This is a genomic window from Paenibacillus sp. VTT E-133291, assembly GCF_002264395.1.
GTDB lineage: Bacteria > Bacillota > Bacilli > Paenibacillales > Paenibacillaceae > Paenibacillus_AQ > Paenibacillus_AQ nitricinens.
Genome location: NZ_NFVA01000053.1, coordinates 14,578 through 29,550 on the forward strand (window position 1 = coordinate 14,578; position 14,973 = coordinate 29,550).

Here is a 14,973-nt window from a genome sequence, read left to right on the forward strand (position 1 = left end):
AACTTAATCAGAAATAAGTCTTTTTAGGAGGAACTAATGATGTATAACGCAAGCGCTACCAGATATGACAATATGAAATATAACCGCACTGGAAAAAGCGGTCTACTCCTTCCGGCGATCTCACTTGGACTATGGCATAACTTTGGCGGAAACGACTTATTCGAGAATGGTCGCGCGATGGCAAGAAGAGCTTTCGATCTTGGAATCACGCATTTTGATCTCGCTAATAACTACGGTCCCCCAGCTGGCTCCGCAGAAGAAAGCTTTGGTCAAATCCTTAAGAAGGATCTTGCTCCTTATCGTGATGAAATGGTCATCTCTACTAAGGCCGGATATTATATGTGGGCCGGTCCTTATGGCGAATGGGGCTCCAAGAAATATCTCGTCTCCAGTCTGGATCAAAGCTTGAAACGTATGGGCCTTGATTATGTAGATATTTTCTATCACCACCGTCCAGATCCGAATACACCACTGGAAGAGACTATGGCTGCGCTGGATCTTATTGTACGTCAAGGTAAAGCGCTGTATGTTGGGATTTCGAATTACAACCCTGAACAGACACGCGAAGCGGCACAAATTCTGCGTCGACTCGGAACGCCATGCCTGATTCATCAACCTAACTACTCCATGATGTCCCGCTGGATTGAAGATGGCTTGCAGGATGTATTGGCTGAGGAAGGTATCGGTTCGATTGTGTTCTCCCCACTACAAGGAGGCATTCTGACAGACCGCTATCTAAACGGAATCGCTCCTGATTCTCGTGCTGCTGGACCTAGTGTATTCCTGTCCGAGAATGCTATTACTGAAGAGGCGATTGGCAAAGTTCGCAAGCTGAACGAGATTGCTGCTGCACGTGGACAAAAAATGTCTCAGCTAGCATTGTCTTGGGTACTCCGCGGAGGTAAAGTCACTTCTGCTCTGATCGGCGCGAGTAAGGTGAGCCAGATTGAAGATGCTGTCGCTTCCTTGAATGCACCGGAGCTAAGCGCAGAAGAGCTGGAGCAAATCGAGACAATTTTGCGAGGATAATTATAGATTAAACCATAAAGACGGCCAATGAGGTCAGGCAGCTTAAGCTGCTCTGGCGCTTCATGGGTCTTCTTTTTGATATAGATATTGTATGTCTTCAGTACGGGTAGATTTATGCGCTACTCACCCAAAGATCTGCGTGATATACACCATAATTAATAATCCAAAAATAAATGAATACGTCGAAGGCCGTTCGTAACCATGACCGTGACTCTCCGGAATCAGCTCCTTGTAGACGATAAAGAGCATCGCTCCTGCGGCAAAAGCGAGACCATAGCCCACTACATTCTGTAGGTAGCTTGCAGTGAAATACCCAATAACCGCAGACACCATCTCCATTAGTCCGGTAAGTGTAACGATTCCCAACGCTTTTAGCTTGCTTGTTCTAGAATTCATCAGGAAGACTGCGAGTATTAATCCTTCTGGCATGTTTTGCGCACCAATAGCTATTGCCACGGTCGGACCCAGACTCGCCTGCTCGCTGGCATAACTGAATCCTGTACTGAGACCTTCTGGGATGTTATGAATAAACAGCGCAATCAAAACGAGCAGTGCCTTCGAATCCATATTGGTATATCCGGGTTTATTCTCCACGTCGATATGCGGGATGTTGTTTTCAATTAAATCAAGCAACAGCACTCCTGTAATCAGACCTAAGGTTAAAGCGATAATACCTGATTCTTTAATCGCTTGTGGCATGAGTCCAAATGTAGAAGCCGATACCATTATACCTGCAGTAAAAGCCACGAGAACGTCCTTCCATTTCTCAGATAACCTCTTCACGAACAAGATCGGAAATGCTCCAAGAACGGTAGCCATTGCCGATACAAAGCTCCCAATAAGCGCAGATTCCAAGCTTTCAACTCCTTTGGTACAAGTTCGGATAGACCAACATATGTTAACACAAAAAATATTAGTACTTATATAGCTTTTCCGAAGGATACGTTAATCATTAAAAGACCTCCCATAGGTATGATTCATACCCTAAGGAGGTCTTGTCTAACCTGTAATAATGCGATTCCGTTACACTAGCTTCTTCCGAATCATGCCGGAAATCAAATCAATAATCGTAATCATCACAATGATGCCTAATAGTATGATCCCGACACGATCCCAATTCCGTGAACTGAGTGCGAAGATTAACGGTGTGCCAATCCCACCTGCCCCAATCATACCCAGAATCGTAGCCGAACGAACATTAATTTCGAACCTGTATAAAGTATAGGATAGAAAGCCTGGCAATACCTGTGGCACAACAGCAAACCATAACACCTGCATACGGCTGGCACCAGATGAGATTAAAGCCTCAAGTGGACCGTTATCAATATTCTCAATCTCATCCGCGAACAATTTGCCGAGCATGCCCACGGAATGCAGACCCAGAGCCAGTACACCCGCAAATGAACCCGGCCCAACAGCCTTGATGAACAGCAAGGCCATAATGATCTCAGGGAATGTCCGTATAAAACTTAATACCAGCTTACCGGAACTTGAAATAGCCTTTCCCTTACTCATATTGACGGCTGCCCAAAATGCAAAAGGAATACATAAAAAGGTCGAGATAAAAGTCCCTAAGATTGAAATTGCTAACGTCTCAAGCAAGCCCCGAAGCAGATCCTCCCCATCCGGTAAATAAACGAAGGCCCAATCAGGTGAGAATATCCCAGCAAAGATTGCCTTAGTAATGATCCCGGCGGTTTCTTTAAATCCATTAAACGGTACTCCCGAAAAAGCCCAAATATATACTGCCGCTAATGCCACATAAATCAGCCAGCGGAAGCGGTTTTTACGAGGTTTGGGGACAAGGGTATTCCATGATTTACTCATATTAATTTCTCCCGCAGCTTAGTGCTTACATAATCAATAATCAATACTACTGCTAATGTGAACAAGATAATGGTGCAAGTCTTATCGTATTCTAAGAAACCTAATGTCACTTCATAGTAATGGCCGATTCCGCCCGCTCCTACCAGACCTAGAACCGCTGCAGCACGGACATTGATTTCAAAAGCATACAGCACATAAGACATGAAATGAGCCTGTACTTGCGGAATGACTCCGAAGATAATTCGTTGAGTCTTATTCGCTCCGACTGAAGTCATGGCTTCCAAAGGCCCCTGTTCAATCGTCTCCAACGCTTCATAGGTAAGCTTAGCGATCAGCCCCAGCGAAAATACTGTCAAAGCAAAGATCCCTGGAAGTGCACCGAGTCCGAAGATGGCAACAAAAATAGAAGCCAGCAGTAGATCGGGAATGGTGCGGATCAAATTCAGCAGCATACGCACCGGATAATGAAGCCATCGGCTGTGCGTAATATTGCTTGCACACAGCAGTGCAACGGGAACCGCGAGAATGGCACCAAACGTTGTACCGACTAGTGCCATCCGGATCGTCTCCAGCATCGCATCTATAATATTGTCAAAATACCCCCAGTTTGGAGGGAACATTTCCTTAAGCAGATCAAACATATTCGGCAGACCAGAGATTAGCTCTCCTAAGGATGAATCGGTCAAGACCGCACTTCTCCATAGTAATACTACTAATATAAAGGCTGTAAAATAATGCTTTATCTTCCTTGGCGGTTTGGGATGTAGCTTCTCTGCATTCACACTCATCTCACATGCCTCCGATTACAGGCTCACCTAACAACTCATCCTGATGAATCGGTCTGCCGTAAATCTCAGCAAACTTCTCATCGGTTGCCTCCGATACAGGACCATCGAAGACAACCTCTCCTGCGCGGAGTCCTATAATCCGGGTAGCGTATTCTCTAGCGAGATCGATAAAATGCAAATTCACAATGGTCGTAATTCCAAGCTCTACATTAATCTTTTTCAAATCATCCATAACCTGCTTGGTCGTGAGTGGATCCAGTGAAGCGACAGGTTCATCTGCGAGGATAATTTGCGCCTCCTGTGCAAGAACACGAGCAATAGCCACGCGCTGCTGCTGACCACCAGATAGCTGATCTGCACGGATGTACGCCTTCTCAACGATATTGACCCGATCGAGTGACTCGAAGGCTAAATCGATATCCTTTTGCGGGAATTTACCGAGTATCGTCCGTAGGGTGGAATGATAGCCCACCCGTCCTGCCAATACATTACGAAGCACAGTCGTACGTTTCACTAAGTTGAAGCTTTGGAAGATCATTCCGATATTCCGGCGAATCATTCGTAGCTGGCTTCCCTTCGCATTCGTGATGGAATGCCCGTTTATAAGAATATCGCCTTCCGAAATATCATGAAGCCGGTTAATGGAACGCAGTAAGGTTGACTTCCCCGCTCCGGAAAGACCAACAATAGCTACAAATTCCCCAGCTGGAATCGTCAGATTAATGTTGTTTAAGCCTTTAGTTCCGTTTTGATACGTCTTGGATACATTCTGAAGCTTTATCATGAAATCATTCCTTTGTGTGTTTTCGTATATTCGTATAAAAGAGATAGCCAGATCCGGGGGGGGAATCCGGAGCTGGCTATCCTTAATGCCTGTTATACACCAACATCGTTGTATCCTTGAACGGTTTGAACTACTCGGTTTTTACTTTATTGTTGTATTCACGAACAATGTCAAAGTTGCTATCTTGTGACTTCACATAACCTTCATGAGAATAAATTTCTTTAACAATTGCATGTCCTTCTGTGTCAGCTGCGATATCCATGAACGCCTGTTGAATTTTCTCCATCCATTCCTTATTCATATCTGAACGGACCGAAATCGTATCATTAGGGATTTTATCCGTAAAGGCAAGAACACGGGTATCTTCAAATACTTTCGGATAATCTTTAATAACAATATTCCGGGCATCTTGGAAAATAGCTGCTGCGTCTACGTCACCGTTCAGTACAGCAAGTACGCCTTGGTCATGTCCCTTAACCGTAATGGCTTGTACATCCTTCAGCGGATCAAGTCCTGCATCCATCAGTGTTGCTGCCGGCCATACAAAACCTGCAGAGGATGTAACGTTTTGATAGGCGATTTTTTTGCCTTTCAAATCGGCAACGGATTGGATGGCAGAATCTTTCTTAACGATGATCATAGATTTATAGAAATCAGCTAATTCATCTGTTGGAGCGCCAGTTTCATCATTTACACCAAAACGTTGAGCTTGAAGAATAACTTCAGCAGCTCCTTTTTCTTTAGCTAATACATAAGCTGTTGGAGGAAGGAAACCTACATCCACTTTTTTGGAAGCCATAGCTTCAATAACCGTGTTGTAATCAGTAGAGACACTTACTTTTACAGGAATACCGAGTTTATCACCCAGTAATTTTTCAAGAGGTTTTGCCTTAGCTTCGAGCGTATCTGCATTTTGAGAAGGAACAAATTGTACGGTAAGCTTCTCTGGAACATAACCCTCTGCTACAGGAGCTGCCGTTTCCTTCGGTGCATTTGTTGCATCTGTTGATCCTTGGTTTGCAGTATTAGCAGTGTTATTAGCACCACAACCACTAAGCAATGTAATAGACATCATTAGCGGCAATACGAATTTACTTATTTTTCTCAAACGAAAGACCTCCACTGTTTTCTTTTTTTTAGTACTTCTAGACTATAAAGTTTTTGTATTAAATCTAGAGCATCTAACTATCAAATAAATGTAAAATTTATTCCAATCTCTTAAAGTTTCCAAATTATCTGATAGAATGGGGTCTGAACTTATTATCCGTAGGAGGCTACCCATGAATAAAGACAATAACTTAACCTGTGAAATCCTCATAACAAGTGATCTCCATGGGCATTTAAGTCCCATTGATTATCGTACGGGTGAGAAACAACAAAAAGGCTTAGCAACCATTGCCAGCCTCATTAAACAAGAAAGAGCCCATTGTCCGGAGCTGATTCTTCTGGATAACGGTGATCTTATTCAAGGTACACCGCTAGCTTATTATGCAGCAACACAGTACAGTAATGAATTAAATCCAGGGATCGCTGCACTGAACGAATTAAAATATGATGCCGCAATTATCGGCAACCATGAATTTAATTTTGGGAAGCCACTACTCCATAAAGCCATTCAAGATTCCAAATTCCCTTGGTTATCGGCTGGAATAATAGATCAAACGACAAGTAAACCGGCATTCGGTAAACCTTATATCATCAAATGGGTAGACGATAAAATCAAAGTGGCCATTCTTGGAGTTACCACACATTACATTCCACACTGGGAGAATCCTGTCCATATTGAAGGGCTTCAATTTAAAGATGCTTTAGAGACTGTAAAGCTTTGGTGTGCCACTATACGAGAAGAAGAGCAACCCGATTTGCTCGTTGTAGCTTATCATGGCGGGTTCGAGCGCGATCTACTTAACGGAGAACCTGTTGAGAGATTAACTGGAGAGAATCAAGCTTACGCTATGTGTGCAGAGGTAGAAGGATTAGACGTATTAATTACCGGACATCAGCATCGCTCTATTGCTAGTGAATTAAATGGTATAACGATCATACAGCCTGGTTGTAATGGACATTCCCTTGGTAAAATTTCAGTAGTCTTTCAAAAAGAAAACGGGCATTGGAAGATTAAGAGTAAACATGCCGAGCTTCTTACTCTGGACGACAAAACAGCTGTAGATGATACAATTGTAGGTCTGAGCAGCACGCTCGAATCAGAAACAGAAACCTGGTTGGATGAGAGAATAGGTACAGTGATCGGTGACCTATCTATTTCTAGTGCAGATGAATGCCGAATGGCTGACCATCCCTTTATAGAATTTATGAATAAGGTTCAAATGGAGGCTTCAGGCGTAGAGATTTCGACAGCCGCTTTACTCAGTAACGATTGCAAAGGTTTCAGTAATACCATTACACGGAGAGACATTCTTTCAAACTTCATTTATCCTAACACGCTAACGGTTCTTAGGCTGACCGGGCATGATATTAAAGAGGCACTGGAACAAACCGCCAACTATTTTCAAAAGGATACAGAGGGGAATGTAATTGTTAACCCTGCTTATGTAGAACCTAAATCGCAGCATTACAATTATGATATGTGGGAAGGCATCCACTACGAGCTTCATATTGATAACCCTGTAGGCAAAAGAGTCCTCCATCTGCTGTATCGTGGACAGCCTGTAGAGGACGCTAAAGAATATGATGTGGTTATGAATAACTATAGAGCCAGCGGTGGCGGAGATTATGAGATGTATAAAGGTAAACCGATTGTCAAAGAAATACTGATCGACATGTCTGAAATTGTCACGAATTACATTGAAAACCGCGGCCAAATTGAAGCTACCTGCGATCACAACTGGAGAGTGGTTTAGGTTGTGCTGATGAATGCCTCAATATCAGTTTCAATCAGCTTTAAAGCACCTCTCCAAAAATCAATGGAGTGCACATCAATATCCATAAACTTCGCTATATCTGCAATATTATGCTTGCTGGTAGCACTAAGGAACTGACGATACCGGGCGACAAACTCCTCGCCCTTTTTTAAATACTCTGCGTAGAGTCCTTTAGCGAATAACAGTCCGAAAGAATACGGAAAATTCATAAATTCATAACCAGCCATAAAATATCCGGCCTTGTTCATCCACATGTACGGATGGATCGTGTCAGTTGCAATGCTCTCTCCATAAGCTTCCTTCATACAAGCAATCATCAATTCATTTAATTCTTGCACAGGCAGCGGACCTAATGCTCTTTTCTCATATAATTTAAGCTCAAATAAATAACGGGCATAGAAATCCACAAGATAATATCCGGCATCGGAAATGCTTCTCTCCAAAATAAGATGAGCTTCCTTCTTGGCGGAGCTTGCGATTAAAGCTTGATTCACAATCGTCTCGCAAAAGATCGAAGCCGTTTCAGCTATCGGAATCGGATAATCCGTGTTCAACATCGTTTCATGCGCTAGACAGGAGCTATGATAGGCATGACCAAGCTCATGGGCAAGAATACTAATATCTATAGCATTGCCAGTGAACTGAGTCATGATCCTGCTCTCGCCTATCGGAAAAATATCAATGCACAGCCCAAAGCCGCCCTTACCGGCCTTTGGTTCTGCATCAATCCATCGCTGATCAAAAGCCTTTTGAGCTAAGTTGGCCAATTCCTCGCTAAAGGTTGCGAAGCTTGAGACGATTGTTTTTTGAGCATCTTCGTAAGAAATTTTCATACTTTCTTCACCTATAGGTGCAAATATATCGTAAAAAGGCAGCTTTGTGGAATGTCCCAGCAGTTCGGCTTTCTTTTGATAATAGGTATGAAAAGCTGGCAAACTCTCCTGAAGAGCGGCGAGCATTGCCGACAAAGTTTCACTGTCCATTCGCGATGCCACTAACACCTTTTCCAGAGAAGATTGATATCCACGCATGCCATAAATCGTTAGCGCCTCACCACTTATTCCATTCATGCAAGCTGCACAAACCCCAGCAATACGACTGCAAGCTTCAGCCTCGGCTTCATAAGCCGCTTTTCTTGATGAAGCGTTATTCTCATAGGCCATACTCCTTAGTTCCGCAAGCGTTGCTTGTTTCGACTCCCCTTGCACCACCACATCTGCTAGTGTACTTGAGGCGGTCTCCATGTATAACCTTCCCCAAGCTTTGGACCCTGTACTTTGCATTCGGGCAATGGCAACCTCCACGTCCTCATTTAACACATAGCGGGATTGTAAAAGAAGCTCATTCAAGTAGAATTGATGCTGCAAAAGATAAGGTGAGCTAACAATAAGCTCATCCAGGTGATCACATGTACTAATCCAACGTTTAAAACCCGCAGCTACACCAGCAATCTCTGAGCTGACCTGTTCGATATCATCGGCAAGATTCATAGCCTGTTCACAGTTGCTATCTGCACTAAGCGTTAACTCCGCATAAGCTAACAAGCATACATATACACTTTTATAATCGTTGTAGAGTCTTAGAAAGTCCTCGATCGCTGCGACGGAAACACCCTCACGCTTTAGATTGCCCTCAGCCCAGGCTTTTAAATCTATAATAAGTTGACCTAGTAGCTGACGATCCGCTTTTAACTTCTCTGATTCAAACGAAGGATATAAGCTATCCAAATTCCATGTCATATTCATTGTTGATTCTCCTAACCTTTGCCCATCTCCAGATTTCTTCATTATACCGTCCTATGCGGATAAAGTCTGGATATTGCTTTCGAACGGGAACAAAAACATAAAAAAAGGACCCCGCCATCGTCCGGCGGGGTCAAGGTCTATATTATAAGGGGGTTATGTGATTACTATAACCCTCTTAGCTTAAAAGAACATGAAAGAGACATAAAGATTGGCTTAATCTACCGATCTCTGTCCTCTGCATCAACAAAAAAAGGACCCTGCCATCGTCCGGCAGGGTCAAGGTCTATATTTAAGGGGGTTATGTGATTACTATAACCCCCTTAGCTTAAAACGATATGAATAGTACCTAAAGATTAGCTTAATCTGAAATTTCCCTTATTGACTTAAAGCTGAAGGGTTACTTCTAGACTTTGTAATCTGAATCCCAATATAAATCATTAGAAACAACACCATGAATCCAGCAGAATAACGATACATCATCCCATAATTGGATGCTGCCGAAATCGCCCCAAGAATGATGGCTCCACTCGCTACCCCTAGATCCGTTGAGTTATAAAACATACTGTTTGCCATGCCATACTGTGCAGGTGTAGAAGTTCGAAGCATCCATGCCTGTATAGTTGGCTGAATAGCTCCAAAGCCGAGTCCATAGAGCAATGCCGATACAATGAGCATTGGCATGGATGTTGTATACGAGAGCACTGCTAAGCTCGCGACGACACAAAACGCTGCGGGAATCAAAACAGCAGCGGGTCCTCTTTTATCAAATAATCTGCCGGAAATCGGTCTAATGATGATGATCGTAATTGCGTTAAATAAGAAGAACAAACCCACTTGCTCTAAATGTACCGATTCGCCGAACAAAGCGATAAAACTAAGTAATCCCCCATAAGTGATCGCGAGCAGGACATTCAGAATTGCGGGCAATACTAACTTTTTATTAAAAGGAACCTTGAGAGGTTTAGGTGATTCAATGGTTTGCTCAATCGATTGTTTTTTGCGGTGAGCTGGAAGCGAACGTGAGAACAATAGGACTGGAAAGGCAAGAAGCAGGGTGAATGTTCCGATCATCGCCAGTGTTCCAAACCCCGAATGCTTCATTACGTTCAAACCAATCATTGGACCAATGGACATTGCAAGACTGCTTGATAAGCCAAAATAGCCGATCCCTTCGCCCATTCTTTTGCTAGGAATAATCTGTGAAACAATTGTGGGAATAATCGTGCTGGCAATCCCGAATCCAATCCCATAGCCTACACGCATCAGCAGTAGTGACCCGATTGAATCTGCTGCCACATAAAGACCGGTTATGGCGGCCGCGATGGCTAAGCCAATATACAATAATAAATTGCGGCTAACCTTTCGCATCAGAAAAGCAGTCATAAAACGTGAAGCAATCGCAGTTAGTGCAAATACACTTGTGACCAAGCTGACCATAATATCACTGGCTTGAAATTCACTTTTCACATAAGACGGAAATGAAGATAGCAGCATCTGTAAATTCATAAATAAAAATAAAGCACTAAACGTTAAAGCAATAAAAGATTTAGTCCAAAGTTTCGTACGTAATTCTTGTTGTTCTGGCATAACTTACCTTCCTACTCTCCATCATTTATTTGATCAATGTGATTGTTTATTCTTAGCAGCAACCCCATGAGTTGCTCATATTCATCACTAGAAATACAGTTCTTAATTTCATCTGTGACCTGATCCTCAATAGGGAAGGTTTCCTTAATTAGAGCTCTTCCTTTTTCCGTAATATAGACTTTAAAAGAACGTCGATCATTCTCCCCGGTTTTTTTATAGATCAGTCCTTTTCCCTCCAAGTGATCCAGAATTCGCGTCGTAGTTGGTTTATCCTTACCCGAACGCTTCGCGATGTCCTTCTGAATCAGCCCTTCCGTCCTGTCGACTTGAAACAGAACTGACCATTGCTCAGGTGTTATATCATATTCTTTTAACCCATTTTGGAATAACGCACTTAATTTACGATAGGTCGTTCCCATCATAAATCCTAAGGTAAGTTCAGATGAGTTATGCTTTATCGTCATGATCAGCCCTCTTCTCATTTCATTTTCGTTTTAAATAGTTGCTTAAACAATTATATTCCAGACAACTAAATTTGTAAAGGTGAGACAAAATTATAAACTAACTATTATTAAGTTGCTTGACAAAGTAAACTGAACACGGTATTATTATCTCATGTTAAAGATACTTAACTTAAAGACAACTAGAGCTAAGCACTCTTAAGATTATTTTTTTAAAGGTTGTGTAATTCATGGGATTTCTAGCCAAACTATTTGGTAGAACAAAAATCGAGGAGGAACAAACAATGTCTAAATTAACCATCGGTATCATTCTAGGAAGTACTCGTCAAGGCCGTTTAAGCCCACAAGTAGGGGAATGGGTTAAAAAGGTAGCAGATGCACGTGGAGATGCTAATTATGAGATCGTTGATATCGCAGACTTCAAACTTCCACTAATGGGAGAAGTAGATGCTACTGAGCAAGCAACTGCTTGGAATACAAAGCTTGCTACGTTAGACGGTTTCGTATTTATCGTTCAAGAATATAACCACAGTATTTCCGCATCACTGAAAAATGCACTCGATTACGCGCGTGAAGCTTGGAACAACAAAGCAGCAGGTATCGTAAGTTATGGTTCCGTAGGCGGCGCTCGTGCAGCTGAGCATTTACGTGGAATTTTGGGAGAACTGTCAGTAGCAGACGTTCGTGTACATCCGGCTCTGTCTCTGTTCACTGATTTCGAGAACGGATCTGTGTTCAAACCAGCGGATCTTCACCTGACCAATGTAAATGGCATGCTTGATCAAGTATTGGCTTGGAGCGGTGCGCTCAAGATGCTTCGTTAAGATCACCCGCTTTAATATTATGAAATACACCTCTTAGAATAGACATTGATAAACCTATGGTTTGTCCGGTCGATTCTAGGGGGTGTATTTTTTGTGTGTGATGAAATAATCACTGTATAGAGTCTTTTCTCGCATAATCAGCGAGGATATCAATCTACAACAAGGAGCAATGATCATATGGTTTGTGCTTGCATTATTAACAGCTCACGCTTGGGAAGAGCGGGTGTTTGGGATGAAGTGCCCGGGCCATCGCATCTATATAGCACTGAACGGCGCGCTGACTCACTTCCGCTTCTGGAACGAATATTTCGAAAAGATGAAAACATCCGGGATACAGGTGAAATTCGATATCTACACCTGCTTGCGCAAGTCGTGTTACATATTCGATCGTCTCATCTCGGAATAGATCAAGCTGACCTACACAGGTATAGGTTGGTGGCAGTCCAGCTAAATTCTCCGCTCTCGTTGGTACCGCATAGGAAGATATCCTGCTGGCATCGTTCTCCTCGCCCAGGTACATGTTCCAAGCCGTTAAGTTGTCCGTCCGGTTCCAGATTGCACCTTCTTCCGTAATCTCATGGCTTGATGGTGTAATGTTACGGTTGTCGAGCATCGGGTACAACGGCATCTGAAAGATAATGGATGGTCCACCTTTATCTCGTGCCATCAGCGCAAGTGCTGCTGTCAGCCCGCCGCCGCCGCTTGCACCAGCAATCGCAACCCGATTCTCATCAATGCCAAGTGATTCCGCTTCCTCCGTCATCCATACTAAGCCAGCATAACAATCTTCGATTGCAGCTGGATAGGGGTGCTCGGGTGCCAGCCTATAATCAACCGACACGACAACACATCTAGCCGTCTGAACAAAGCGTTCACACAACTCGTCGTCCATATCAGGATGTCCTAACACGTATCCGCCCCCGTGAATCCACAGCATAGCTGGAAGCTTGTCAGCATTTCGCCCAGCAGGTTCATAAATTTTTACCAGTATCTCCCCTGCAACACCCGGAATTTTTCGAATGGTTGTGTTTACATGCTCTGACTTCTTCACTGGCGGAGCCGACACTAAACTTCTGCTCCACTCTAAATTATCTTCCAATTGAAACCCTGGAAATTGTGAATATGCCCCTCTTAATTCTGGTAGTATACGTTTATCGATACTCATGAAAATCCTCCAATACAATAATGATTGCTTGTATAATCCTTATTCCTTCTCAGCTTCCCACTTAGCAATTTCCTCTCGTACTCGTGGAGCAACCTCCGTTCCGAGCAATTCTATAGCCCGCAACACAAGTTCATGCGGCATCGTGCTTAGTGGAACATACATCATAAAGCGTGTTATTCCTACATGCTTCCGTAGATGAATGATCTTCTGAGCAACTGTTTCCGGATCTCCAACGTACAATGCACCCTCAAAGCTTCGGGCGGCATCATAGCTGGAGCGGTCGTAATACGACCATCCTCGCTCTTTGCCGAGCTTGTTCATGCCGTACTGGGTAGATGGAAAAAAGATATCTGCTGCCCGTTCCGTATCTTCTGCGACGAATCCAATCGAATGAGATCCCACCTGAAGCTGCGATACATCATGTCCAGCGCGGGCCGCCGCCTTCTTGTACAGCTCTACAAGCGGAGCAAAATTCATTGGATTCCCGCCAATGATCGCCAACATCAATGGCAGACCCAAAAGTCCTGCACGAACGGCGGAGCTTTGCGTACCTCCGCTGCCAATCCATATAGGTAAAGAGTTCTGGACGGGCCGCGGGTATACGCCCAAATTATGAATTGCTGGCCGATGGCCTCCCTTCCATGTTACTTTCTCGGATTCCCGTATTTTCATAAGCAGTTCGATATTTTCATTAAATAGCTCATCATAGTCATGTAAGCCATAACCAAACAACGGAAAGGATTCAACGAATGAACCCCGGCCCGCTATAATCTCGGCTCGTCCATTGGAGATGCCATCAAGCATAGCGAAATCCTGAAACACACGTACAGGATCAGCAGATGAAAGGACCGTCACAGCACTAGTCAGGCGAATCCTTTTAGTTAAGGACGCAGCAGCGGACAACACGATTGCTGGTGAAGAAGCTGCATAATCTTCACGATGATGCTCACCAATACCAAAAACATCAAGTCCCACCTGATCCGCAAGGACGATTTCTTCAACTACTTCTCGTAATCGCTGTGCGTGACTCATCACAATTCCAGTCTCAATATCAGGCTTTGTTTCTACGAACGAAGTAACACCTATTTCCATGATTTATCACACCTCTTTTAATTTTTCTCCTGCACTACTTTTCATAAGTCTCTTCTCCGCATTAAAGATAATTTACAATAACGGAACGATCGTTCCGGAATAACCAAAAAAAAATTATATTCCTGCAATTACAAAGCTTATCATCTCTTTGGCACGTTGCTGATCCTGATCTGCTTTTGCCATGATATTTATGCTTTGATGTAGATTCAGCAATAAATAAGACCACGCTTTGACATCAGTGGTTTTATCAATTTCACCTGATTGTCGGCCTTTTTCCAAAAGCTCGCAAAAAGCCTGTTCTAAATTCAAAAAACTAGTTTTTATCAATTCATTTATTTTTTCATCCCGCGACTCTAATGTTGTAGCTGCATTCGTTACAAAACACCCGCCGGGTAGGCCCGTATCGTACGCTGAAGTAATATGTTGCTCAAAAAATTGTTGAATCCCTGCTCTAACGCTTGACGCCCGTTCAAGAATAACCTGTCTATTGAAGCTAACCTTTTTGTAATGTTCCAGTGCGGCAATGTACAACGTTTGCTTGTCAGAAAAAGTATCGTAAAGACTAGATCGGCTAATGCCCATAACCTGCAGCAAGTCCGGTATGCTTGTTGCCTCATAACCCTTTTTCCAAAACAACAGCATCGCTTGATGTAATGCTTGATCCTCGTTAAACTCTCTTGTCCTTGCCATGAGTAACACCTCCTGTAATGGCAATATAACATATCTGGAACGATCAGTCCAGATAAACTTCGAGAGAAAACCTTACGGTTTGCTTAGCATAGCTGATGA

Annotated in this window: 14 protein-coding genes; 3 read left to right on the top strand and 11 right to left on the bottom strand. The window is 43.3% G+C overall.

The annotated features are described in order from the left end of the window. The first annotated feature begins 39 nt into the window (after positions 1 to 39). On the top strand, positions 40 to 1,029 hold the full coding sequence (locus CA598_RS19770) for an aldo/keto reductase (protein WP_373455840.1): 990 nt from the start codon (positions 40 to 42) through the stop codon (positions 1,027 to 1,029). 123 nt (positions 1,030 to 1,152) lie between these two features. Here the strand turns inward: CA598_RS19770 and CA598_RS19775 are convergent, their stop codons facing one another. The 5 genes from CA598_RS19775 to CA598_RS19795 form a co-directional block, all read right to left on the bottom strand. Continuing rightward, a complete protein-coding gene (locus CA598_RS19775; RefSeq protein WP_094877600.1) occupies positions 1,153 to 1,884 on the bottom strand; it encodes a ZIP family metal transporter in 732 nt (243 codons plus the stop codon). A gap of 168 nt (positions 1,885 to 2,052) precedes the next feature. Next, positions 2,053 to 2,856, bottom strand: coding sequence for a phosphonate ABC transporter, permease protein PhnE (gene phnE / locus CA598_RS19780; RefSeq protein WP_094877601.1), 804 nt, complete (start codon positions 2,854 to 2,856; stop codon positions 2,053 to 2,055). Further along, positions 2,853 to 3,644, bottom strand: a complete 792-nt coding sequence (gene phnE, locus CA598_RS19785) for a phosphonate ABC transporter, permease protein PhnE (protein WP_094877602.1) — start codon at positions 3,642 to 3,644, stop codon at positions 2,853 to 2,855. Before phnE (CA598_RS19785) ends, phnE (CA598_RS19780) begins: the two co-directional genes overlap by 4 nt. A gap of 1 nt (position 3,645) precedes the next feature. Beyond that, entirely contained in the window at positions 3,646 to 4,428 is a 783-nt protein-coding gene (phnC, locus tag CA598_RS19790; protein ID WP_094872356.1) for a phosphonate ABC transporter ATP-binding protein, read from the bottom strand. Between the two features lie 130 nt (positions 4,429 to 4,558). Beyond that, positions 4,559 to 5,536, bottom strand: coding sequence for a phosphate/phosphite/phosphonate ABC transporter substrate-binding protein (locus tag CA598_RS19795; protein ID WP_094872358.1), 978 nt, complete (start codon positions 5,534 to 5,536; stop codon positions 4,559 to 4,561). Between the two features lie 172 nt (positions 5,537 to 5,708). On the opposite strand from CA598_RS19795, the gene CA598_RS19800 reads away from it, so the two are divergent. Beyond that, positions 5,709 to 7,289, top strand: a complete 1,581-nt coding sequence (locus CA598_RS19800; RefSeq protein WP_094877603.1) for a bifunctional metallophosphatase/5'-nucleotidase — start codon at positions 5,709 to 5,711, stop codon at positions 7,287 to 7,289. Here CA598_RS19800 and CA598_RS19805 read toward each other — a convergent pair. The 3 genes from CA598_RS19805 to CA598_RS19815 form a co-directional block, all read right to left on the bottom strand. Beyond that, on the bottom strand, positions 7,286 to 9,055 hold the full coding sequence (locus CA598_RS19805) for a M3 family oligoendopeptidase (protein WP_094877604.1): 1,770 nt from the start codon (positions 9,053 to 9,055) through the stop codon (positions 7,286 to 7,288). The genes CA598_RS19800 and CA598_RS19805 overlap by 4 nt on opposite strands. Before the next feature lie 375 nt (positions 9,056 to 9,430). After that, entirely contained in the window at positions 9,431 to 10,642 is a 1,212-nt protein-coding gene (locus CA598_RS19810) for an MFS transporter (protein WP_094877605.1), read from the bottom strand. Between the two features lie 11 nt (positions 10,643 to 10,653). Beyond that, positions 10,654 to 11,106 (bottom strand): MarR family winged helix-turn-helix transcriptional regulator, encoded by a 453-nt coding sequence (locus CA598_RS19815; protein WP_094872365.1) that lies wholly within the window; start codon positions 11,104 to 11,106, stop codon positions 10,654 to 10,656. A 281-nt stretch (positions 11,107 to 11,387) separates the two neighbouring features. Here CA598_RS19815 and CA598_RS19820 point away from each other — a divergent pair, with 281 nt between their 5' ends. After that, on the top strand, positions 11,388 to 11,927 hold the full coding sequence (locus tag CA598_RS19820) for an NADPH-dependent FMN reductase (protein WP_094877606.1): 540 nt from the start codon (positions 11,388 to 11,390) through the stop codon (positions 11,925 to 11,927). Positions 11,928 to 12,123: 196 nt separating this feature from the next. On the opposite strand, the gene CA598_RS19825 is transcribed toward CA598_RS19820, so the two are convergent. The 3 genes from CA598_RS19825 to CA598_RS19835 form a co-directional block, all read right to left on the bottom strand. Beyond that, a complete protein-coding gene (locus CA598_RS19825) occupies positions 12,124 to 13,092 on the bottom strand; it encodes an alpha/beta hydrolase (RefSeq protein WP_094877607.1) in 969 nt (322 codons plus the stop codon). 39 nt (positions 13,093 to 13,131) lie between these two features. Next, complete coding sequence (locus CA598_RS19830) at positions 13,132 to 14,184, bottom strand: LLM class flavin-dependent oxidoreductase (RefSeq protein ID WP_042185341.1); 1,053 nt, start codon at positions 14,182 to 14,184, stop codon at positions 13,132 to 13,134. A 114-nt stretch (positions 14,185 to 14,298) separates the two neighbouring features. Next, positions 14,299 to 14,874, bottom strand: coding sequence for a TetR/AcrR family transcriptional regulator (locus CA598_RS19835; protein ID WP_143812427.1), 576 nt, complete (start codon positions 14,872 to 14,874; stop codon positions 14,299 to 14,301). Positions 14,875 to 14,973: the final 99 nt, after the last annotated feature.

What these genes read in the sequence shown, in the direction of transcription:
- CA598_RS19770 (WP_373455840.1), top strand. Translation starts at nt 40, where the DNA reads ATGTATAACGCAAGCGCTACCAGATATGACAATATGAAATATAACCGC.
- phnE (WP_094877601.1), bottom strand. Translation starts at nt 2,856, where the DNA reads ATGAGTAAATCATGGAATACCCTTGTCCCCAAACCTCGTAAAAACCGC.
- phnE (WP_094877602.1), bottom strand. Translation starts at nt 3,644, where the DNA reads ATGAGTGTGAATGCAGAGAAGCTACATCCCAAACCGCCAAGGAAGATA.
- phnC (WP_094872356.1), bottom strand. Translation starts at nt 4,428, where the DNA reads ATGATAAAGCTTCAGAATGTATCCAAGACGTATCAAAACGGAACTAAA.
- CA598_RS19800 (WP_094877603.1), top strand. Translation starts at nt 5,709, where the DNA reads ATGAATAAAGACAATAACTTAACCTGTGAAATCCTCATAACAAGTGAT.
- CA598_RS19805 (WP_094877604.1), bottom strand. Translation starts at nt 9,055, where the DNA reads ATGAATATGACATGGAATTTGGATAGCTTATATCCTTCGTTTGAATCA.
- CA598_RS19810 (WP_094877605.1), bottom strand. Translation starts at nt 10,642, where the DNA reads ATGCCAGAACAACAAGAATTACGTACGAAACTTTGGACTAAATCTTTT.
- CA598_RS19815 (WP_094872365.1), bottom strand. Translation starts at nt 11,106, where the DNA reads ATGACGATAAAGCATAACTCATCTGAACTTACCTTAGGATTTATGATG.
- CA598_RS19820 (WP_094877606.1), top strand. Translation starts at nt 11,388, where the DNA reads ATGTCTAAATTAACCATCGGTATCATTCTAGGAAGTACTCGTCAAGGC.
- CA598_RS19825 (WP_094877607.1), bottom strand. Translation starts at nt 13,092, where the DNA reads ATGAGTATCGATAAACGTATACTACCAGAATTAAGAGGGGCATATTCA.
- CA598_RS19830 (WP_042185341.1), bottom strand. Translation starts at nt 14,184, where the DNA reads ATGGAAATAGGTGTTACTTCGTTCGTAGAAACAAAGCCTGATATTGAG.
- CA598_RS19835 (WP_143812427.1), bottom strand. Translation starts at nt 14,874, where the DNA reads ATGGCAAGGACAAGAGAGTTTAACGAGGATCAAGCATTACATCAAGCG.